Source organism: Clostridium sp. AF50-3 (assembly GCF_003477445.1).
Taxonomy (GTDB): Bacteria; Bacillota; Clostridia; order Lachnospirales; family Lachnospiraceae; genus Otoolea; species Otoolea fessa.
In genome coordinates, this window is sequence record NZ_QUDH01000004.1 from 37,113 (window position 1) to 59,727 (window position 22,615).

18 protein-coding genes, 1 pseudogene and 1 riboswitch are annotated in these 22,615 nt (G+C 49.3%); of the genes and pseudogenes, 18 read left to right on the plus strand and 1 reads right to left on the minus strand.

Annotation, left to right across the window (positions count from 1 at the left end):
* The first annotated feature begins 343 nt into the window (after positions 1 to 343).
* From pfkB to DW085_RS06005, 10 genes and pseudogenes are all read left to right on the plus strand, one after another.
* Positions 344 to 1,263: pseudogene (gene pfkB / locus DW085_RS05960) on the plus strand (1-phosphofructokinase).
* Between the two features lie 93 nt (positions 1,264 to 1,356).
* On the plus strand, positions 1,357 to 3,366 hold the full coding sequence (locus DW085_RS05965; protein WP_118467831.1) for a PTS fructose transporter subunit IIABC: 2,010 nt from the start codon (positions 1,357 to 1,359) through the stop codon (positions 3,364 to 3,366).
* 93 nt (positions 3,367 to 3,459) lie between these two features.
* On the plus strand, positions 3,460 to 3,717 hold the full coding sequence (locus tag DW085_RS05970; RefSeq protein WP_118467833.1) for an HPr family phosphocarrier protein: 258 nt from the start codon (positions 3,460 to 3,462) through the stop codon (positions 3,715 to 3,717).
* Between the two features lie 80 nt (positions 3,718 to 3,797).
* Entirely contained in the window at positions 3,798 to 5,423 is a 1,626-nt protein-coding gene (gene ptsP / locus DW085_RS05975; RefSeq protein ID WP_118492003.1) for a phosphoenolpyruvate--protein phosphotransferase, read from the plus strand.
* 80 nt (positions 5,424 to 5,503) lie between these two features.
* Entirely contained in the window at positions 5,504 to 6,250 is a 747-nt protein-coding gene (locus DW085_RS05980) for a DeoR/GlpR family DNA-binding transcription regulator (protein WP_117796346.1), read from the plus strand.
* A gap of 421 nt (positions 6,251 to 6,671) precedes the next feature.
* Positions 6,672 to 7,487, plus strand: a complete 816-nt coding sequence (locus tag DW085_RS05985; RefSeq protein WP_022359195.1) for a MoxR family ATPase — start codon at positions 6,672 to 6,674, stop codon at positions 7,485 to 7,487.
* Positions 7,477 to 8,670 carry a VWA domain-containing protein gene (locus DW085_RS05990; protein WP_117796347.1) on the plus strand — a complete coding sequence of 398 codons (1,194 nt, stop codon included), beginning with the start codon at positions 7,477 to 7,479 and terminating at the stop codon, positions 8,668 to 8,670. Before DW085_RS05985 ends, DW085_RS05990 begins: the two co-directional genes overlap by 11 nt.
* A gap of 90 nt (positions 8,671 to 8,760) precedes the next feature.
* Positions 8,761 to 8,845, plus strand: a riboswitch (NiCo riboswitch).
* Between the two features lie 105 nt (positions 8,846 to 8,950).
* Positions 8,951 to 9,841, plus strand: a complete 891-nt coding sequence (locus DW085_RS05995) for a cation diffusion facilitator family transporter (protein WP_118467837.1) — start codon at positions 8,951 to 8,953, stop codon at positions 9,839 to 9,841.
* A 408-nt stretch (positions 9,842 to 10,249) separates the two neighbouring features.
* Complete coding sequence (locus DW085_RS19625) at positions 10,250 to 10,708, plus strand: hypothetical protein (RefSeq protein ID WP_243033947.1); 459 nt, start codon at positions 10,250 to 10,252, stop codon at positions 10,706 to 10,708.
* An 11-nt stretch (positions 10,709 to 10,719) separates the two neighbouring features.
* Positions 10,720 to 11,610, plus strand: coding sequence for a L,D-transpeptidase (locus DW085_RS06005; protein WP_243033948.1), 891 nt, complete (start codon positions 10,720 to 10,722; stop codon positions 11,608 to 11,610).
* A gap of 425 nt (positions 11,611 to 12,035) precedes the next feature.
* On the opposite strand, the gene DW085_RS06010 is transcribed toward DW085_RS06005, so the two are convergent.
* The gene (locus DW085_RS06010; RefSeq protein WP_118482364.1) at positions 12,036 to 12,659 is read right to left on the minus strand and encodes a hypothetical protein; all 624 of its coding nucleotides are present in this window, start codon (positions 12,657 to 12,659) and stop codon (positions 12,036 to 12,038) included.
* A 539-nt stretch (positions 12,660 to 13,198) separates the two neighbouring features.
* On the opposite strand from DW085_RS06010, the gene pruA reads away from it, so the two are divergent.
* The 8 genes from pruA (at position 13,199) to DW085_RS06045 (ending at position 22,468) form a co-directional block, all read left to right on the plus strand.
* Complete coding sequence (gene pruA, locus DW085_RS06015; protein ID WP_118491810.1) at positions 13,199 to 14,824, plus strand: L-glutamate gamma-semialdehyde dehydrogenase; 1,626 nt, start codon at positions 13,199 to 13,201, stop codon at positions 14,822 to 14,824.
* Positions 14,825 to 15,483: 659 nt separating this feature from the next.
* Positions 15,484 to 16,182 carry an MBL fold metallo-hydrolase gene (locus DW085_RS06020; RefSeq protein ID WP_182430826.1) on the plus strand — a complete coding sequence of 233 codons (699 nt, stop codon included), beginning with the start codon at positions 15,484 to 15,486 and terminating at the stop codon, positions 16,180 to 16,182.
* Positions 16,179 to 16,871, plus strand: a complete 693-nt coding sequence (locus tag DW085_RS19075; RefSeq protein ID WP_347474993.1) for a dihydrofolate reductase — start codon at positions 16,179 to 16,181, stop codon at positions 16,869 to 16,871. Before DW085_RS06020 ends, DW085_RS19075 begins: the two co-directional genes overlap by 4 nt.
* A 91-nt stretch (positions 16,872 to 16,962) precedes the next feature.
* Positions 16,963 to 17,853, plus strand: a complete 891-nt coding sequence (locus tag DW085_RS06025) for a sulfide/dihydroorotate dehydrogenase-like FAD/NAD-binding protein (RefSeq protein ID WP_118491812.1) — start codon at positions 16,963 to 16,965, stop codon at positions 17,851 to 17,853.
* Positions 17,853 to 19,250 carry an NADPH-dependent glutamate synthase gene (gltA, locus tag DW085_RS06030; RefSeq protein ID WP_118482366.1) on the plus strand — a complete coding sequence of 466 codons (1,398 nt, stop codon included), beginning with the start codon at positions 17,853 to 17,855 and terminating at the stop codon, positions 19,248 to 19,250. Before DW085_RS06025 ends, gltA begins: the two co-directional genes overlap by 1 nt.
* A gap of 20 nt (positions 19,251 to 19,270) precedes the next feature.
* Entirely contained in the window at positions 19,271 to 20,617 is a 1,347-nt protein-coding gene (locus tag DW085_RS06035) for an MATE family efflux transporter (RefSeq protein ID WP_333489810.1), read from the plus strand.
* Between the two features lie 114 nt (positions 20,618 to 20,731).
* Positions 20,732 to 21,424: a hypothetical protein gene (locus tag DW085_RS06040; RefSeq protein ID WP_022359683.1), complete on the plus strand. Its 693-nt coding sequence runs from the start codon at positions 20,732 to 20,734 to the stop codon at positions 21,422 to 21,424.
* A gap of 33 nt (positions 21,425 to 21,457) precedes the next feature.
* On the plus strand, positions 21,458 to 22,468 hold the full coding sequence (locus tag DW085_RS06045; RefSeq protein WP_117796353.1) for a GGGtGRT protein: 1,011 nt from the start codon (positions 21,458 to 21,460) through the stop codon (positions 22,466 to 22,468).
* Positions 22,469 to 22,615 lie beyond the last annotated feature (147 nt).

Genomic DNA, 22,615 nt, shown 5'->3' on the forward strand with positions numbered 1-22,615 from the left:
TGATATAAAAACATCTTGGAAATATTACAAAGATATTACAAAATTCTTCATTTACTATAGCAAATGGGGAAATCCTTGTCAACAAAGGGGGATTTTACGATTAGAAGAGGAGATGAAACTGAGTAAAAATGATGTTTTTGGAAACACTATTCCATCAGTGACAGCAATCGTTTCGCCGGAATTCACACGAAACAATCAATCAAAAACAATCATAAAAAATCAAAATTGTGCAATATAACCCAAAAAGAGGCAGCATGTTTGTGAATAAGTTTGATTGATTTTGAATGAAAATGATTTTATAATACAGTCAGAATCAATCAAGATAAGAAAGGAATGAAGGCTTATGATTTATACGGTAACCTTTAATCCATCGTTAGATATATTGTGTCAGTGAGCGATTTTAAGCTCGGACTGACCAACCGGACAGATTCGGAGCTTTTGCTTCCGGGCGGAAAGGGAATCAATGTTTCGACGGTCCTTCAAAACCTTGGAATTGCCAATACGGCGTTTGGCTTTACTGCCGGGTTTGTCGGCGAGGAGGTTCGGAAGGAAGTGGAGCAGCTGGGCGTGAAAGCCGAGTTTATTTCCCTGGATGAGGGAGTCTCCCGCATCAACCTGAAGCTGAAATCCATCGACGGGACTGAGATCAACGGTCGGGGACCGAGGATTCCGCGGGAAGCGGTGGATGCGCTGATGACCCAGCTTGACCGGCTGGGGGCGGATGATACGTTGGTGCTGGCTGGAAGTATTCCAGCGTCGATGCCGGATGATATTTATCAGAAGATTATGGAGCGCCTGGATGGCAGGGACGTCCGGATTGTTGTGGACGCGACCAAGGATCTGCTGCTCAATGTGCTGGGACACCATCCATTTTTAATCAAACCGAACAATCATGAACTGGGAGACATTTTCGGCGTGAAGCTCTCGGAGCGGGAGGAAGTTGTTCCGTATGCGAAGAAGCTGCAGGAAAAAGGTGCGGTCAACGTGCTGGTTTCGATGGCAGGCAAGGGCGCGGTTCTTCTGGCGGAGGATGGAAGCGTCTATGCGGCGGAAGCACCGAAGGGAACCTTGAAAAATGGTGTCGGAGCCGGAGATTCGATGGTAGCCGGTTTCCTGGCCGGATACGGGGAGAGCGGAGATTATGAACACGCCTTCCGCATGGGACTGGCAGCTGGAAGCGCGAGCGCCTTTTCGGAGCAGCTGGCGACGAAGGATGAGATAAAGAAAGTGTATGAGACCTGTAAAATCACAAAAATCGGATGAGGTTGTATGCAGACATTTTTGAAGCTGGCAGAATGTACTGCCGGATATGCAATGCATACCTGACATTCGGGCATAAATAGGGAGGCAACAGATATGAAGATTACTGATTTACTGGATCCGAGAAGTATATCGCTGGATGCGGCACCCACCAGCAAATCGGAGACACTGGACAAGGCGGTAGAGCTGATGGCGGCGAGCGGAAAGCTGTCGGATGTCGAGGCATTCCGCAAGCAGGTTTATGCGAGAGAAGAAGAGAGCACGACCGGTATCGGCGAGGGGATTGCAATTCCTCATGGAAAATGTGATGCGGTCAAAAAGCCGGGGCTGGCGGCGATGGTCATCAAAAATGGCGTGGATTTCGACTCCCTGGACGGCGAACCGGTCACTCTGCTGTTTCTGATTGCAGCGCCAAATACAAAAGATAACGTACATCTGGATGTGTTGAGCAAGCTTTCCGTTCTCATGATGGACGAGAATTTCTCAGATTCCCTGCGAAATGCTTCTTCGGTGGAAGACTTTCTTTCCATTATTGATAAGGCAGATGCAGAACAGGCAGGCATCGATGAGAGACTGGCGGCTGATTCCGTCGAAGAAGCGGCAGATACAAATGGAGAGAATGCCGCACAAGCAGGTGGTCAGGAGATTCAGGCGAAAAAAGCGGGTGCAGAGACGGAAAAGACAGCCGGACCGAAGATCTTAGCGGTTACTTCCTGTCCGACCGGTATCGCGCACACCTACATGGCAGCCGAAGGCCTGGAAAAAGCGGCACGCGCGAAGGGCTGGAAGATCAAAGTTGAGACGCGCGGTTCAGCCGGAGCAAAAAATGTGCTGACGGCACAGGAGATCGAGGCGGCGGACTGCATCATCGTGGCAGCGGACGCACAGGTGCCGATGGATCGGTTTGACGGAAAACGAGTGATCGAATGTCAGGTTTCGGACGGTATCAGCAAGGCACCGGAGCTTTTGGAGCGCGCGGCGTCCGGGGAGGTACCGGTTTACCACGCAGCATCATCTGGAAACAGCAGCCCGGCAAAGGCAGCCTCTGGCGGCAAATCGGGCAGTGTCGGACACCAGATTTACACGCAGCTGATGAATGGTGTCTCCCACATGCTCCCATTTGTAGTCGGCGGCGGCATCCTGATTGCGATTGCGTTTCTGATTGATGGTTTTAGTGTGGATATGAATGCACTTCCGCTCGACCAGCGTGTAAACTTTGGTACGATTACCCCGCTGGCGGCATGGTTTAAAAATGTCGGCGGTGTGGCATTTGGCTTTATGCTCCCGATTCTGGCTGGTTTCATCGCGATGGCGATCGGAGACCGCCCGGCGCTGGCAGTCGGTTTTGTCGGCGGCATGATTGCTTCTCAGGGAAAATCAGGTTTCCTTGGCGCCCTGGCGGCAGGTTTTATTGCCGGATATCTGATTCTGGCGCTTCGGAAAGCGTGCGAGAATCTTCCAGAGGCACTGGAAAAGATTGCTCCGGTCCTGATTTACCCGGTTGTGGGCGTCCTGCTCATCGGACTGGTTATGAGCTTCGTCGTAGAGCCGGTCATGGGCGCGATCAATATGGCGTTAAACGATGGTCTGAGCAGCATGGGTGGTTCGAGTAAGCTGATTCTTGGTTTTGTGCTGGCGGCGATGATGGCGATCGACATGGGCGGTCCATTCAACAAGGCGGCATATGTATTTGGTACGGCGGCAATCGCCTCCGGCAACTACGATGTGATGGCAGCTGTTATGATTGGCGGTATGACACCGCCGTGTGCGATTGCGCTGGCAACAATGCTGTTTAAGAAGAAATTTACAAAGGAAGAGCGCGAGGCAGGACCGACCAACTTCATCATGGGTCTGGCATTTATCACGGAGGGCGCGATTCCATTTGCAGCGTCCGATCCGGTACACGTGCTTCCAGCCTGCATCGTCGGTTCGGGTGTTGCGGGAGCGATGAGCATGTTATTTAACTGCACACTGATGGCGCCGCATGGCGGAATCTTCGTATTCCCAGTCATGGGAAATCCGCTGTTCTATCTGCTGGCACTGGTGGTTGGCATGGCGATCTCGACGGTACTCTTAGGAGTTCTCAAGAAGAATGTAGAAGAATAGATAAATAATTTTTTTGACGGAATGTGAATCTTTATTAGAAATTTTTTGGTCAAATCAATCAAAATAGGTTATAATGAGAAGGAGAACATCATCATGAAAGAGTTTAAATATACCATTACAGACCCGGAAGGAATCCACGCACGCCCGGCAGGTGAACTGGTAAAGGCGGCAAAACAGTTTACGAGTACGATCAAACTGACGAAAGACGGAAAGAGCGGCGACTGCAAAAAGATTTTCGGTATCATGGGACTGGCAGTAAAGAACGGGCAGGAAGTAACCCTGACCTTTGAGGGTGAGGATGAAGAAGCAGCTTATGAGGCAGTCAGCCAGTTTATGAAGGAAAATATGTAGTTTAACAAAGATGCCGCGATGTAAGGGATTATTACATGGCGGCATTTTTCGACAATGGATCAATGGAAAGGGGAATGGTCATGCAGACGTATCGTGGAAAAAGTGTATTTGGCGGTGTTGCAGTTGGAAAAATATGTGTGTATCAGAAAGGCGAGCAGACCGTAAAGCGGACGAAAATAGAGAATACAGAGCAGGAAAAAGCGCGGTTTAATGCGGCAGTTCAGGAGTCCATCCGCCAGCTCGGCGAGTTGTATGAAAAGGCGGTAAAAGAAGTTGGCGAGGCGAATGCGGCGATTTTTGAGATTCACCAGATCATGCTGGAGGACGAGGACTATCTGGACGCGGTTCAGAATATCATCGATACGCAGGAGGTCAATGCCGAGTATGCGGTTGCGGTGACCGGTGACAATTTCGCCCAGATGTTTGCGGCGATGGAGGACGAATATATGCGCGGGCGCGCGGCGGATGTCAAAGATATTTCGGAGCGGATTGTGCGCGTTCTGTCCGGAGGCGCAGGTCAGGGCATCCATACGGACGAGCCGGTGATTATTCTGGCAGATGATTTAGCACCGTCAGAGACGGTACAGCTTGAAAAGGACAAGGTGCTATCCTTTGTGACGGTACACGGTTCCGTCAATTCCCACACGGCGATCCTGGCGCGTACGATGAGCATTCCGGCTCTGATCGGAACGGACGTGGCGCTCGATGAGACGGTAGATGGGAAATTTGCGATTGTGGATGGTACGAACGGAGTCCTGTATGTGGAACCGGATGAGGAGACATTGGAAACAATGCGCCGCCGGCAGCGGGAGGAACAGGAGAAGAAAGAACTGCTGCAAACACTGAAAGGGCGCGAAACAGTCACTCTGGATGGCAAGAAGATCCGCCTGTATGCGAACATTGGCAACAGCAAGGATCTGGCGTCGGTCATTCAGAACGATGCGGCGGGCATCGGATTGTTCCGCAGCGAATTTTTGTATCTGGAAAAAGAAACATTTCCGACGGAGGAGGAGCAGTTCCAGGTATATAAACAGGTAGCGGAAACGATGGCGGGCAAACCGGTCATTATCCGCACGCTGGACATCGGCGCGGACAAGCAGTGCGATTATTTTGAACTGAAAAAAGAGGAAAATCCGGCGATGGGCTGCCGGGCGATCCGTATCTGCCTGACAAGACCGGAGATTTTCAAGACACAGATTCGCGCGCTGTTTCGGGCAAGTGCCTATGGCAATCTCCAGATCATGTATCCGATGATCACAAGTGTCTGGGAGGTCGAGGCGATTGCGAAGATTGTCGAGGAGGTCAAGACGGAGCTGACCGCACAGAATCTCCAGTTTGGCGATCCGAAGCAGGGCATTATGATTGAAACCCCGGCGGCAGTCATGGTAAGCCGGGATCTGGCGAAAAAAGTGGACTTTTTCAGCATCGGAACGAACGACCTGACCCAGTATACGCTGGCAGTTGACCGTCAGAACCCGGAGCTGGATGCATTTTACGATCCGCACCATCCGGCGGTACTGGCGATGATCCGCATGGTTGTCGAAAATGCGCACGCTGAGGGCATCTGGGCAGGTATCTGCGGCGAATTGGGCGCGGATCTGAGTTTGACAAAAGAATTCCTGAAAATGGGTGTGGATGAGCTTTCCGTATCGCCGGGGCGTGTGCTGCCGATTCGGAAGGTCATTGTCGAAAGCAGCTGCAGTTGATAAGAATATTAAGACAGAGAGAAGTGAAAAATTGAGCTAAAAAAAGTTCAACCACAGCAGAAGATGAAAGGAAAAGAGTCATGCTGACAGAAAAAAGATACGAACTGATTTTGGAACTTCTGGATAAAAAGAGGAGTGTGACAGTTCCTGAGATTAAAGAGGTGCTGGGAGTTTCGGAATCGACGATCCGGCGGGATCTGAATGCGCTTGACAAGGCGGGGCGCCTGACCAAGGTGTTTGGCGGCGCGGTGTCCTCGGACGGGACATTTACGGGAACCGAGCCGTCAGTGGCACAGAAGATGGAATTGCAGCAGGAGGAGAAAAGGAGAATCGCCCAGTTTGCGGCGGGACTTATCCAGCCGGATGATTTTGTCTATCTGGACGCGGGCACGACGACCGGGTATATCTTAGACTATCTTCCGGCGCGCAGCGCCACGTTTGTGACGAATGCGGTATCACATGCCAAACGGCTGGCAGCCGCCGGAAACCGCGTAATTCTGATTGGCGGTGAGTTAAAGGGCACGACGGAGGCGGTCATCGGAAGTCAGGCGATCCTGATGATCCAGAGCTATCATTTTACAAAGGGATTTTTTGGAACCAACGGCGTCAGCAAGCGCCACGGTTTCACGACGCCGGATCCGAATGAGGCATTAGTCAAGCAAGAGGCGATGCGCCAGACAGAGCGCTGCTATGTGCTGGCGGACAGCCAGAAATTCGGCATGGTAAGTTCGGTGACGTTCGGGGGGTTTGAAGAAGCGACGATCCTCACGGAGACAGAGCCGCCGGAAGGATTTAGCGGCAGCAAGAATATCCGGGTGGCAAAGTAGAATAGTGAGCAGTAACAATCGTGTTTTTCTAATGAAATCCTAACATATATACGATTTGACAAACTATTAGAATATTGCTATATTATGATGATACCAGGGTCAAAAGGTCAGAAGTTCGACGCAAGCTTGCTTGCAGGAGAATTTTTGACCTTTTGACCCGCCAAAAACATGAGTAAGTAGCCATTTTTCAAAGAAAAATGAGCGAATTACGAATGGTTTTGAAGATTGCGGGAGCATATAGTGCGGAGCAATCTGGTATCGCAAATCAATAGGGTGGCAAACGGGCAGGATTATGTATGACGATCGAGAGGAACGATGGATCCGAACCGATCGCAGTCAGCATGGATCCTGAATCGTTATGCTGCCCTTGTTAGTGTTTACAGTTATGTAAAAGGAGAACTTTCTAAAAGGAGAATTTACCATGCAGCAATTTCACGGCAGTGACGAATACATCGCTTCGGATGAACTGATCCGCAGCGTTAACATTGCGGCGGCGCTCAAAAAGCCGCTCTTAATCAAGGGAGAACCGGGCACTGGAAAGACGATGCTCGCGGAGGCGATTGCCAGATCCCTCGATATGGAACTTTTGATCTGGAATATTAAATCGACGACCCGCGCACAAGACGGTCTTTACGTGTACGATACGGTACAGCGTCTTTACGACAGCCAGTTTGGTGCGGATGGCGTTGATGATATTGCCAGATATATCCGCCTCGGAAAGATGGGAGAGGCATTTGAGAAGGAAAAGCAGACGGTTCTTTTGATCGATGAGATCGATAAAGCGGATTTGGAATTCCCGAACGACCTGCTCTGGGAACTTGACAAGATGGAATTTTACATTCCGGAGACGGGAAAGACTGTCAAAGCGAAGCACCGTCCGATTGTGATTATTACCTCCAATGCGGAGAAGGAGCTGCCGGATGCGTTCCTGCGCCGCTGTATCTTCCATTATATTGCATTCCCGGAGCAGCCGATGATGGAGAAGATCATCAAGGCACATTACCCGGATCTCGACCAGAAGCTGATCGACGGCGTGCTGGACGCCTTCTACCGGGTGCGCGATCTGCGCGGCCTGCAGAAGAAGCCGAGTACCTCCGAGGTGTTGGACTGGATTCAGGCGCTTGTGATCGGCGGCGTGCCGGTGGAGAAGCTGGAAAAGGAGATCCCGTTTGCGGGGGTACTCTTAAAAAAGACAGAGGATTTAAAGCTGGTGGAGAATAACCGATATGTTTACTGATTTTCTGTATCTACTCCGTTCTTACGGGATGAAGACGAGCCTCAATGAGTGGAACAGCCTGATGGATGCGCTGGAAATGAACCTGAACGACGCGAGCCTGACGGAGTTTTACTATATGGCGAGGGCGGTTCTGGTCAAAAAAGAGTCCGAATATGACAAATTTGACCAGGCATTTCTGGCATATTTTAAAAATGTGCAGACGTTTGAGGAACTTCCGAAGGAGGTCTTAGACTGGCTTGCCAAGGCGCACGCGCAGACGCCGTATGATAAGGATGAGGTCGATGCGCGGTTTGCGGGACTTGATCTGGACGATATCCGTAAAATGATGGCGGAACGACTGAAAGAGCAGCATGAGCAGCACCACGGCGGCAATAAGTGGATTGGAACCGGCGGTACGTCGGCATTTGGACATTCCGGTTACAGCCCGAAGGGCATCCGCGTGGGCGGACCGGGCAAAAACCGGAGCGCGCTGCAGGTGGCGGAACAGCGGAATTACCGCGATTTCCGCGACGATGCGGTTATCCAGATCCGGCAGTTCCAGGTGGCTCTCAAAAAGCTGCGTCTTTTATCCTGCCGTGAGGATGGACCGAAAACGGAACTCAATGTGGAGAAAACGATCGAGAAGACCTGTGACGAAGGCGGACGTCTGGAGCTCGTCATGGAGCGCCCTAGAAAGAACCAGACGAAGCTCCTGCTTCTGATGGATAGCGGCGGGTCGATGTGGGCATATGCGGATCTGTGCAACCGGCTGTTCCAGGCGGTCAATCAGTCGTCCCATTTTAAGGATTTGAAGATTTATTATTTCCACAACTGTTTCTACGATCAGCTGTTTACGACGCCGTCCTGCTCCTGGCGGGATAAGATCTCGACCGAGTGGGTCTTTCACAACCTGAAACCGGAATACAAGGTAATTCTGGTCGGGGATGCGTCGATGGCGCCGTCGGAACTTCTGTACCGCGGCGGCAGTCTCGACTATTTCCACAGCAACGAACGGACGGGCATTTACTGGCTGCAGGAGATGCACCGGCGTTTTCCGTCGGCGATCTGGCTGAACCCGATGCGGGAAAATAACTGGGCATATGCCTACGGTGCGTACACGATCAGCCTGATCCGAGATGAGATCCCGATGTTTCCGCTGACGGCGGCAGGGCTTGAGGCTGGGATTAAGGAATTGAAGAAATAAATTATGGAAGAAAGGGCGTTTCCCGATATTGACAACTAAGTAAACTTGTGCTATTATTCATCATAAACTCTTTGCACTGCATATCAAACTACAGTACAAACTGAGCAGACCGTGAATATCATGGGGTCGGGTCGCAGAAGCGACAGTGGAAGTTAGTTTCATCCACGGGACAGTAGTTACTCATACTGGTTCGTGGGTGTTTTTTTATACTTTTTTACGGGTTAAACCGCAGCACCCACCTATCGTTAGTGCCATGAGATATTTTTTGGAGGTAACGAATATGAAACAGAACGATTTTCAGAAGGTGGCAAATCAGGTGTCTTTTGTAACGATAGTAGTGAACATCCTTTTGTCGTTTATGAAGCTGTTAGCGGGTGTGTTCGCACATTCGAATGCGATGATCAGTGACAGTATCCATTCGGCGTCCGATGTGTTCAGCACGATGATCGTGGTGATTGGAATTAAGCTGTCGTCCAAACAGCCGGACAAGGAGCACCCGTATGGACATGAGCGGATGGAGTGTGTGGCTGCGATTGTCCTCTCGATGGTTCTCTTTATGACAGGTCTGGGGATTGGCGTGGAGGCGCTTACGGACGTGCTCAAGGGAGAATACAGTCACCTGCAGGTTCCGGGAATGCTGGCGCTGGCAGCGGCTGTTATATCCATTGTCAGTAAAGAAGCGATGTACTGGTACACCCGATATTATGCGAAAAAGATTGATTCCAGCGCACTGATGGCAGATGCATGGCATCACCGTTCCGATGCGTTTTCCTCGATCGGTGCGCTGGTCGGAATCGTGGGCGCGAGAATGGGATTTCCGGTCATGGATCCGATCGCGAGCCTGGTTATTTTCGTCTTTATCGTGAAAGCAGCGTATGAGATTTTTAAAGATGCGATGGATAAAATGGTCGATCATTCCTGTGATGAGAAGACCGAAGAACAGCTGCGCGCCTGCGTTCTTCAGAATCCAGATGTGGCGCGGATTGACCTGCTTCAGACGCGGATCTTTGGCAATAAAATTTATGCGGACATTGAGATTGAGGTAGACGGTTCCATGCCGCTGCGGGAGGCGCACAAGATTGCCGAGTTGGTGCATAACAGCATTGAAAAGACATTTCCGAAGGTAAAACACATTATGGTGCATGTCAATCCGGAAATTGACCGGAAATAGAAAGAAGGACTGCCGCAGACTGGCATATTTCCTTTTAAGCAGACCAAGATAACAATAAAAATCTTGTTTACTTAGAAGAGGGCATGCCAGATGCGGCGGTCCTTTTGGCGCTTTTGGGAACATGAAAATTTTAAACATTTTTAAGGACGTCCTGAAAGTTATACTTCCCATTTGCAATGAATACCATCATACTGCAAAATGGAAAAACTGCAATCATGAATATGGAAAAAATGAAAGAAAAAAGGAACCGTTAAGAAATTCTTACGAATTGGATCTTTTGACGATCTTTTTTAGAATCGGTCTGGACTTTTTTTCCGACTCTGCTATAATAAGGATTCAGAATCCATACATGCAGGTCGCAGCCGGATGGCGCGGCAGAGAGGTTTGTGAAAAATGAAAAATAAAAGTATGAGTATACTTAAAATGACTGGTGCGGCAGCTGCACTAGTGCTGATGTTTGCACAGCCAGTACTGGCAGATGGCAGTTTTGCAAATGGAACAAGTGTAAATGGCGTCGCAGTCGGCGGAATGAGCAACGAGGAAGCGAAGGCAAAGCTGGAGCAGAATTACGGTTCTTATAAATTAACGATTAAAGAACGTGGAGGCAAGACAGAAGAGATCACCGCAGCGGAGATCGGCTATAAAGTAGTGATTACAAATGAGCTGCAGGCAGCGATTGACCAGCAGGCAGCAGGGGTAGCTGGAGCAGGAGCGCTGACGATCGCGATGCCGCTTTCCTGCGATCAGACGATGCTTGCAAACCGCATTGCTTCCTTAAATTGTATGTCAGATAGTGTAGCACCGACGGTAGATGCCCATATATCCGCCTGGAAGAAGGAAAAGATTTCACGATTGTTCCGGAAGTAAAGGGAGAATCTGTGGATAAGGCAAAGGTACAGACGGCGATCAATGCGGCGATCGCCTCCGGCATGACAGAGATCGATCTGGAAGCATTGGGATGTTACACACCGCTCCAGGTGACTTCCGGCGATGCATCCTTAAAAGCACTCTGCGCCCAGATGAACCAGGCTAAAAATGCGACCATCACCTTCCATATCGGTGATGCGACCGAGACACTGTCCGGTACTGAATATGTCAGCTGGTATACAGGCGGCGAGAATGGTGTCATTACTGTAGACCGCGATAAGGCAGCTGCTTACATCAAGGCGCTGGCAGCGAAATACGACACAGCTGGAACTACCCGTACTTTCCATACCACTTCCGGAAAAGAGGTAGCCTTGACAGGCCCTTATGGATGGAAGATTGACCAGACTGCAGAGACAGACAACCTGGTTCTGATGGCGCAGACAGGTATCAATCAGGAACGTGAAGTCCAGTTCTCCCAGCAGGCAGCCAGCCATTCAGACGCAGACTGGGGCAATACCTACGCAGAAGTTGATTTCGGCGCCCAGCATGTATATATGTACGAAAACGGCGCCCTGACTTGGGATGCTCCGTGCGTAACCGGAAACGTATCCAAAAACTACACAACCCCGGAAGGTATTTACAGCCTGACCTACAAGCAGGCCGACCGCGTTCTGCGCGGCGCCAAACGGGCAGACGGCACATATGAATATGAAAGTCACGTAGACTATTGGATGCCATTCAACGGCGGCATCGGTTTCCATGACGCAAGCTGGAGAAGTAAATTCGGCGGAACCATCTACCAGTATTCCGGCAGCCACGGCTGCATCAATCTGCCGGTTGATAAAGCAAAACTTCTCTACGAGAAAGTATACAAGGGAATGCCAGTTCTCTGCCATAACTAAACATTTCTTCTAAGCGCACATTCAGTATTTAGAAGAAAGACATGGGGGACTTTCTTGAATATAGTTAGATAAGAAAGTAGATGGTGGACAAAGTAATTTATCATACGGAACGAAAAAAGATCCTACGCCGTCATCCAGCCGCATTCATGCGCTGGATGACACCAGGATCTTAAATTTTACCAAGTTATCATCCAATAAACAGGAGAAAAAGCCGCCCGGGCAAAAATGGAATTTTCGAGACTGTGGATTTACTTGGCAGATTCGGATTTGATGTTGAAAGAAACCGCAACAAACTTGCTTTGTGAGGATTTCTTTCTGTTTTTAATCAAACCGAAGATGCCTAGAAAATCCCAGTCCTCGAAACCTGATCATTTTTGCCCGGGCGGCTTTTTCTCCGTCCCTCTCACGAAAATCAAACTAATTATCTATTTTCCTTCCCCAATAATCAATTCTTCCCCATACGGCAAAGTCTTGATCCAGTCACAGAATGTATGCCACTCCGCCAGCTTATGATCCTTTCTGGCATAATAAATATTAATCAGTGTCTCATAATTAAACGAACAAGTCCGCATCTGATTATAACTGCTCGGCAGCAGCTGGATCATATCATACCAGTCATCCTTATTCTTTGTCTCCAGATAACGCAGGCGGATTTCCTCCAGCTTGGCGACAACTGTTTCCATAAATGCGCGTGTTCCGGCTGTCATGTGGTCGCAGCTGAAATCGTCCATCGAAAACGGTTTGCTGGCGATTTTGTGCATCGTGCTGGTTGAATTGGCGACGGTCGCTACTTTATAAGTATCATATTCTTTCCACCAGTAGAGAGGTGCGGTCACATCGACTGAGACAAATACCTGGCGCAGAAACTTGCGGTGGTCGCTGCCTGCTTTGCGGAGACGTTTCGCAAGGTCGAGATCATTCGGTCCCAGTTTATATTTGCCATTCTCATCATAAAAGCTGTCCATCCGTCCCCAGCTGTTCATCGGATTGCGGGCACCGCGCATGGCATTTTCCAGATTCATGACGCTGGTACGTTCTAATTTAAGCATAATCAAACTCCTTTTTCATATAAGTGAATTATTTTCAGGATAAACTCACTTTTGTGAGTTGTTTCAGGCGGGATCAGTATACCACAAAAACCATGTCCCGTAAACAAAGCATAAAAAAACATACAGAATTACAAGAATCGATAGTTACTGTTCCCGGGTGGGCACTTTTGGAAGCGAAAGTGCCGTAAGAAAACGTGGTGGCAGCAGGAATTTGCCGTATTTAAATGCGAAGCCACGGCAAATTCCGTTACTGGGCACGTATGCGTGAACAGTAAGATCGATAAAAATTACAATCCAAAACAGAATACAGGAAAAAGCAAAGATATTATGCGATATGCACAGAAAAACATAATGAAAATATGTATTTTTAAATATGAAATAGTATTGACACAAAATGAAAAACGTGCTAATATTTAGCCATAGAAATTCATTAATATGAAAAATAACAAGAAAGAGTTAGATTTAATGAAAATAAAGCGAGAAAAGTTTTCATATCATAATCACGAATGAGACAAAATGTCAAAAAGGAGAGATGAACAATGAGCAATGGATATTTCAAAGTAGAGATGCCGAAAAATGAGCCGGTAAAAGCATATCTTCCAGGAAGCCCGGAGAGAGCCAGCTTAAAGAAAGAACTGGAGCGCCAGTCCGCACAGGTTGTTCAGGTTCCGATGATCATCGGTGGTAAGGAAGTTTGGACAGAGAGAAAAACCAAAGCAGTTATGCCGCATGACCATGCTCATGTAATCGCAGAAGCAGCTTCCGGCGGTGAGAAAGAGTTAAAGGATGCAATCGCAGCGGCTCTGGCAGCTAGAAAAGCATGGACCGAGATGCCGATGGAACACCGCGTATCTATCTTTTTAAAAGCAGCTGATTTAATCGCTGGTCCGATGAGAGATAAAGTAAATGCAGCTACCATGTTAGGACAGAGCAAGACCGCATATCAGGCTGAGATTGATACCTGCGAGCTGATTGATTTCCTTCGTTTCAACGTATACTACTTACAGCAGATTTATGACAGACAGCCGAACAACACACCGAATGTTTGGAACCGCATCGAGTACCGTCCACTGGAAGGTTTCGTAACCGCGATTTCCCCATTCAACTTCACATCCATCGGTGCTAACCTTCCGACCGCTCCGGCGATCGCAGGTAACGTAGTTCTCTGGAAACCGGCTACCACAGCAGTTCTTTCCAACTACTATGTAATGCAGGCCCTGATGGCTGCAGGACTTCCGGCAGGTGTTATCAACTTCGTACCGAGCCGTGGTTCTGACATGAGCAAGTACGTATTAAGCGATCCGAATCTGGCAGGATTCCATTTCACAGGTTCTACCGAAGTATTCAGCGGTGTTTACTCCTTAGTAGGCGAGAACATCAAGAAATACAAAACATATCCGCGTCTGGTTGGCGAGACTGGTGGAAAGGACTTCATCTTTGCTCACAATTCCGCAGATGTACCGGGTCTGGTAGCAGCTCTGACAAGAGCATCCTACGAGTATCAGGGACAGAAGTGCTCCGCAGCTTCCCGTGCATTTGTTCCGGCAAGCATCTGGCCGCAGGTTAAAGAGGGTATGCTGGCAGAGATTGAGAAGATTAAAATTGGCGATATAACCGATTTCAGAAACCTGATGGGCGCTGTTATCGATGCATCCGCATTCAAGACCAACAAAGAGTACATCGACTATGCAAAAGCATCCGAGGATGCAGAAGTTATCTGCGGCGGATACGATGATTCCAAGGGATATTTCATATATCCGACCCTGATTGAGGCTAAGAAGCCAGATTTCAAGACTATGGTAGAGGAAATTTTTGGACCGGTTATGACCGTATATGTATATCCGGATGACAAACTGGATGAGACTCTGGCAAGCTGCGATACCGCAACGTCCTATGGTCTGTCCGGAGCAATCTTTGCAGATGGCCGAGAAGCTATCGTTAAGATGGAAGATGCACTTAAAGGAACAGCCGGAAACTTCTACATCAACGACAAGCCGACCGGTGCAGTTATCGGCCAGCAGCCGTTCGGTGGTGCAAGAGCATCCGGAACCAACGACAAAGCCGGCAGCGAGATCAACATGTATCGCTGGTTAAGCCCGAGAACCATCAAAGAACTCAGAGTACCGTGCCTGGATGTAACATATCCGTACATGGTTGAGGCATAAGCAGTGCAAAGCAGGGCAGTAAGACAGGAACGTTGTGCTTGCCCATAAGGAACTGTCTTGCTGGACTGATTTATAGGGCGCAGCCCGTCCAGCGAAAAAGCGCAGCTTTTTTGAGCTGGGGCACTGAGCACGCTGAAGCCACTGAGCATGCTGGGGCGCAGCTCTTCCCCATAATTTACTAAATTAAAACCAACCACCCAGAGGATCGGCGCTGATCCGGAATCTGTGTAACGAAACACACGATTTCATATCGGTGCCGATCCTTTTTATAATTTAGAAAATCTGTCCGAGTATCCCAGCCACACCCGCTCAGATATTGTTCCGTTTGTTTGGAATGAAATTGCGGCATTCTGTTATTAAAAATCCCATTATGTTACTGCTCACACATGTGTGCCCAGCAACGGGATTTTGCCGATGCTGCGCATTCCAAATCGGCAAAATCTGCTGCGAGAACTGTATCGTACGGAATTTTCAGTTCAGAAAATTCCTATTTGTGAACAGTTACCCTATTATTCCTTACATTCATCTGATTTGAACCAGTCCTTGTATTTTTCATAAAGATCCAGTAAAATCAAATACGAAATATGGATTTGAGGATTTGTTTTTGTTCAAATTTTCTCGGTTCGATTTTAAATTCAAACAAAAAGGATGAGAAAGCAATGACGGTGATCGATGTATCTGGCTGCGGAAGCGGTGCGGTGTTTTTGATAAAGGGAAAAGCCAATCTCCTGTTCGAGGCGGGGATGGCGTATGCTGCCGATCAGATGGTGGAAAATATAAAAAGAGAACTAGGCGATGCAGAGTTAGACGCGGTTCTTTTATCCCATTCCCATTATGATCATGTAGCGGGGCTTCCGGCGGTGCGGAAAGCATGGCCGGGGGTGAAAACATATGCTTCCGAGCGCGCAAAAGAAATTTTAGTGAAACCGGGCGCTTTGAAGACGATCCGGCGTCTAAGCGGCGAGGCGGCAGAAGCGGCGGGGCTTCCATGGGATTCGGAATATGACGATGCAGATTTACAGATTGATGTATCGCTGGAGGACGGCGAGACGATCGAACTGGGCGACCATACGATCTACGCGTTTGCGACGATCGGCCACACGAAATGTTCCATGTCTTACCTGATTGACGATGAGTTGATGCTGTGCAGTGAGACGGTAGGCGTCATGGGGCATGATGGGAGTTATATGCCGTCGTTTTTGGTAGACTATAAGGCGGCAGAAGAATCGATCGAGTATTCATCGGAATTGGATGCAAAAGAGATTATTTTAAACCACTATGGCTTTGTCAGTGAAGCGGATAAGGCGGCGATCTGGGATGTCCTGATGCAGAAGCTTCGTGACAGCGTGATGCCATGATTGATATTATGAACCGGTTCCCGGAAGAAGAGGCGGCGCTTCGGGAGATGGAGCGCGTGTTCCATTCTCATGTAGATAAGAAAGAACAGCCAGACGAGGCATTCTATATCAATGCGGCGAGCATGATGAAGACACTCAAAAGACAGTTTCCGGAACGGTTTCCGAGACATTTTCAGCTGATTGCGGCAGTGGATCGGAACTGGGGTATCGGCAATAAAGGGCAGATGCTGACGGTGATCCCGGCGGATCAGAAATTATTCCGGCAGGAAACGATGGGAAAAATCATCGTGATGGGCTATAAAACGTTTCTGACCTTCCCGGCTCAGCGACCGCTGGATGGCAGAATCAACCTGATTTTGACAAAAAAGAAGGCTCTGAGCGTAAAGGGGGCAGAGATCTGCCACAGTGTCGAGGAGACGCTGGTGCGGATTGACGAGCTGAAACAGGAAAAACATCTGACAGATGTAGACGTCGTCATCATCGGCGGCGAGTCGGTTTACCGGCAGTTCCTTCCGTTCTGCGACACAGCGCAGATCACCTGGATTGATTTTTCCTATGTGGCAGACACACACATGGTTGATCTGGAGAAAGAAGGCTGGGAACTGGTAAGACGAAGCGGCGAGCAGACATTTTTCAATTTGTGCTATGAATTCAGGGAATATCGGAAGCTGGAAAAGGAATCGCTCTAAGGTTGTCAAAAATAGGACAAAGTGGTAAAATAATTGAGAATTCTGAAAAGTCAAACAATAAAATGTTCATATAACAGTAAGGAGGAATAGAATGTACCCGATTTTAAAAGCTGAAAAACTGGCAGATAAGATTTATCTGATGGTTGTAGAAGCACCGCGTGTAGCGCGTGCATGTGAGCCGGGCGAATTTGTCATCGTCAAGATGGGCGAAGAGGGCGAGAGAATCCCGCTGACCATCTGTGATTTTGACCGTCAGGCAGGAACGATCACGATCGTATTCCAGACCGTGGGAGCTTCTACCGAGAAGATGAGCACCCTCAAGGCTGGGGATGCATTCCATGATTTCGTAGGACCGCTTGGAAATCCGTCCGAGTTTATTCATGAGAATATAGAAGAGCTGAAAAAGAAGAAATACCTCTTCGTAGCCGGCGGCGTCGGTGCGGCTCCGGTTTATCCGCAGGTAAAATGGATGCATGAGCACGGCATTGATGTAGATGTTATCGTAGGTTCTAAGACCAAAGATCTGCTGATTCTGACCGAGGAGATGGAGAAGGCAGCCGGAAACCTTTACATCACAACCGATGATGGCAGCTTTGGCATTAAAGGTATGGTTACAGGTGTCATCGAGGATTTAGTTGAAAAACAGGGACGCAAGTACGATGTCTGTGTTGCAATCGGACCGATGATCATGATGAAATTTGTCTGCCTGCTGACGAAAAAACTGGAGATTCCGACGATTGTCAGCCTGAACCCGATCATGGTAGATGGAACCGGTATGTGTGGTGCCTGTCGTGTCACCGTAGGCGACCAGGTCAAATTTGCCTGCGTAGACGGACCGGAGTTTGATGGACATCTTGTTAATTTTGACGAGGCGATGGAACGTCAGAGAATTTATAAGACTCAGGAAGGCAGAGCGATGCTGCGCTTGAAAGAGGGCGATACTCATCACGGCGGATGCGGACAGTGCGGAGGTGACAAATAATGGAAGCAAAGAGAGATATGATGAAAAAGGTGCCGGTCAGAGAGCAGGATCCGAAGGTACGTGCGACTAATTTTAAAGAGGTATGCCTCGGCTATAATATGGAAGAAGCAGTTGCGGAGTCTGAGAGATGTCTGAACTGTAAAAATGCAAAATGTATCGCTGGATGCCCGGTTTCCATCAATATTCCGGCGTTTATCCAGGAAGTAAAAGCGGGAAATATTGAGGAGGCAGCGAAAGTCATCGCACTTTCTTCGGCACTTCCGGCAGTCTGTGGACGTGTCTGCCCACAGGAATCCCAGTGTGAGGGACAGTGTGTGCGCGGTATCAAGGGCGAGGCGGTTTCCATTGGTAAACTTGAGCGCTTCGTGGCAGACTGGTCCCGTGAGCATGGTTTTGTACCGGCAGCGCCGGAGAAGACAAACGGAAAGAAAGTAGCAGTCATCGGCTCCGGTCCTGCAGGTCTGACCTGTGCAGGCGATCTGGCAAAACTGGGCTATGAAGTAACCATTTTCGAGGCACTTCATGAGCCGGGCGGAGTATTGACCTACGGCATTCCGGAGTTCCGTCTTCCGAAGAGCGGCGTTGTACAGCCGGAGATCGAGAATGTCCGCAAGCTGGGCGTTAAGATTGAGACAAACGTAGTTATCGGAAAATCTATCACAATCGACGAGCTGATGGATGAAGAAGGTTTCCAGGCAGTCTTCATCGGTTCTGGTGCCGGACTTCCGAAGTTCATGGGTATTCCGGGTGAAAATGCCAACGGCGTATTTTCCGCAAATGAGTACCTGACCAGAAATAACCTGATGAAGGCATTCCGCGATGATTATGACACACCGATCATGGAATCGAAGAAGGTAGTTGTAGTCGGCGGCGGAAACGTAGCGATGGATGCGGCAAGAACGGCTCTGCGTCTCGGTGCAGAAGTTCATATTGTATATAGAAGAAGTGAGAAAGAGCTTCCGGCACGTGTGGAGGAAGTACATCACGCAAAAGAGGAGGGCATCCATTTTGACCTTCTGACCAACCCGGTTGAGATTCTCGAGGATGAGAACGGATGGGTCAAAGGCATCGTATGCCGCCATATGGAGCTTGGCGAGCCGGATGAATCTGGAAGAAGACGTCCGATTGAGGTGGTCGGTTCTGATTTCACGATCGATGCAGATACCGTTATCATGGCGCTGGGTACTTCCCCGAACCCGCTGATTTCCAATACGACCAAAGGTCTGGAGATCAACCGCTGGAGATGTATCGTGGCGGATGAGAGCAATGGAAAGACAACGAAAGAGGGCGTTTACGCCGGAGGCGACGCAGTGACTGGCGCGGCTACGGTTATTCTCGCGATGGAAGCCGGACGAGCAGGTGCAAGAGGCATCGACGAGTATCTTTCTGCAAAATAATGAAATCTCATCATGTAGATTTGCTGAATGAAGCAATCGCCCCGGCACTGACCCGGCTGGCGCTTCCGATCATGGCGACCTCTCTGGTTCAGATGCTTTACAATCTGACTGATATGGCGTGGATCGGACGCCTCGGGGCAGGCGCCGTCACGGCGGTGGGATCGGCAGGTATGTATACCTGGTTTTCACAGGGATTTGCGATTTTGGCGAGGACGGGCGGTCAGGTAAAGACCGCCCATTGTCTTGGTGCGGGAGAAAATGACAGTGCGGCGCAGTATGCGAGAGGTGCGCTGCAGTTGGGAATTTTGTTTGCCGTGCTGTATGGGCTGGTTTCGCTCTTTGGAGCCAGTCGGTTAATTGGATTTTTTAAATTAAACAGCCCGGAGGTGATTGCACAGGCAGAATGGTATGTGCGGATCGCCTGTGGGCTTGTGATCTTTTCTTATCTAAATGCGATCTTGACCGGACTTTTGACGGCGGCGGGAAACAGCCGGACACCGTTTATCGTCAACGTGGCGGGGCTTGTCTTCAATGTTGTGCTGGATCCGGTGCTGATCTTTGGAATCGGACCATTTCCGGAACTGGGAGTCAGCGGAGCAGCGGCTGCGACGGTCACGGCACAGGCGCTCGTAAGCCTCCTGTTTTTCAAGGCAGTCCTGCGGGAAAAGGTGCTGTTTCCGCATCTGCGTCTCTGGGTGCTGGTTCCGGTGAAGGTTTGGAGGGAGATCGTGAGGATCGGTGTGCCGTCGGCGGTGCAGAACCTGATTTACGCAGGAATTTCGATGATTCTGACCCGCCTTATCACCGGATGGGGTGATCTAGCAGTGGCGGCACAGCGTGTTGGCAGTCAGATTGAATCCGTTTCCTGGATGGTCGGAGATGGCTTTTCGGCGGCAGTCAATGCATTCCTCGGACAGAATTATGGGGCGAAGCGGTATGACCGTGTGCGCCGCGGCTATTTCTGTGCGATCGCGATGACGGCGGCGTGGGGACTCTGCACGACATTTTTGCTGATCGGAATGGCGCGTCTGTTGTTCTCGATCTTTTTGCAGGAAGAAGAGGTCATGGCGATCGGCGTCAATTACCTGCGGATCGTGGGACTGAGCCAGATGTTTATGATGGTGGAACAGACCTCGATCGGTGCGTTTTCCGGTCTGGGGCGGACGCTGTATCCGTCGATCGTCAGCGTGACCTTTACCTCCGCGCGCATCCCAGTGGCGGTGTTGTTGTCCTCTGTGATGGGACTTAGCGGTATCTGGTGGGCGTTAAGTATTTCCAGCATGGTAAAGGGATGTATTCTGTTCGTTAGTTTTGTCGTGTTTTTGTATGTTTTTTTGGAGAGAAAGAAAGATGAGAAAACCGTCTGAAAAGTTACAAAAAACATATGGACGAATTGAGAATTTCGTGAGATAATAGGGACAGGATTGATGTGATAAAATTAACAAAGTACAAAATCCAATCATTTCGAAAGGAGTCTTATAATGATTTATTCACAAGAAGTAGAAAATATGTGTCCAGTAGCCCAGGGCGTAAATCACGGCGCTGCTCCGATCCCGGAGGAGGCAAAGTGGGTTAAGTCCAAAGAAGTAAAGGATATTTCCGGTTTAACACACGGTGTTGGCTGGTGTGCGCCGCAGCAGGGTGCTTGTAAGCTGACCCTGAATGTTAAGGAAGGTATCATTCAGGAGGCTCTGGTAGAGACGATCGGATGTTCTGGTATGACCCATTCTGCAGCGATGGCAGCAGAGATTCTTCCGGGAAGAACCGTACTGGAAGCATTAAATACAGACCTTGTCTGTGATGCAATCAACACCGCCATGCGTGAGCTGTTCCTCCAGATCGCATATGGCAGAACGCAGAGTGCGTTTTCTGAAGAGGGGCTTCCGATTGGTGCCGGCCTTGAAGACCTTGGAAAAGGACTCCGCTCTCAGGTAGGTACGATGTACGGAACTCTGAAAAAAGGTCCGCGTTACCTTGAGATGGCAGAAGGCTATGTAACAGGAATTGCACTGGATGAAGAAGATCAGATCATTGGTTACCAGTTTGTAAACTTAGGTAAGATGACCGACTTCATCAAGAAGGGCGACGATCCGACCACTGCATATGAGAAGGCAAAAGGTCAGTACGGCCGTGTAGACGATGCAGTTAAGATTATCGATCCGAGACAGGAATAATCACAGGGTACATAGTTAAGGAGGAACATCACAATGGCATTATTTGAATCATACGAGAGACGAATTGACAAGATCAATTCCGTATTAAATAGCTATGGCATTGCTTCGATCGAAGAAGCTGAGAAGATCACGAAGGATGCCGGACTGGATGTATACGATCAGGTAAAGAAGATCCAGCCAATCTGTTTTGAAAATGCGTGCTGGGCTTACACGGTAGGCGCGGCAATCGCAATCAAGAAAGGCTGCCGCAGAGCTGCCGATGCGGCGGCAGCGATCGGCGAGGGACTGCAGGCATTCTGTATTCCGGGTTCCGTAGCAGATCAGCGTAAAGTAGGTCTGGGACATGGAAACTTAGGTAAGATGCTTCTGGAAGAAGAGACCGACTGCTTCTGCTTCCTGGCAGGTCATGAGTCCTTTGCAGCCGCAGAGGGCGCGATCGGTATCGCAGAGAAAGCAAACAAAGTCCGTAAAAAACCGCTTCGCGTTATCTTAAACGGTCTTGGCAAAGATGCGGCTCAGATCATTTCCCGTATCAACGGCTTTACATATGTAGAGACAGAGATGGATTACTACACAGGCGAAGTAAAAGAACTGTGGAGAAAATCTTACTCCAAGGGACTTCGTGCGAAAGTAAACTGCTATGGTGCGAATGACGTTACCGAGGGCGTGGCGATTATGTGGAAAGAGGGCGTAGACGTTTCCATTACCGGTAACTCCACCAACCCGACCCGTTTCCAGCATCCGGTAGCAGGTACATATAAGAAGGAATGCATCGAGAAAGGCAAGAAATATTTCTCTGTAGCATCTGGCGGCGGTACAGGACGTACCCTTCACCCGGATAACATGGCAGCAGGTCCGGCTTCTTACGGTATGACTGATACCATGGGACGTATGCACTCCGATGCACAGTTCGCAGGATCTTCCTCCGTACCGGCTCACGTAGAGATGATGGGTCTGATCGGTATGGGTAATAACCCAATGGTCGGCGCTACTGTGGCGGTTGCGGTAGGCATCGAGGAAGCTGCGAAGGCTGGGAAATTCTAAATATACTTTGTAAATTGAAAATGTGTCAAGCCCAGAAAGTACCGTAATTACAGCGATTGCGGTACTTTTTTGGTGCCTGGAAATGAAATTAGGTGTGAGTGGTAAAAAATGGGGGTCCAGAGCGTTCCGTTGGGGGATGTGTTCCAG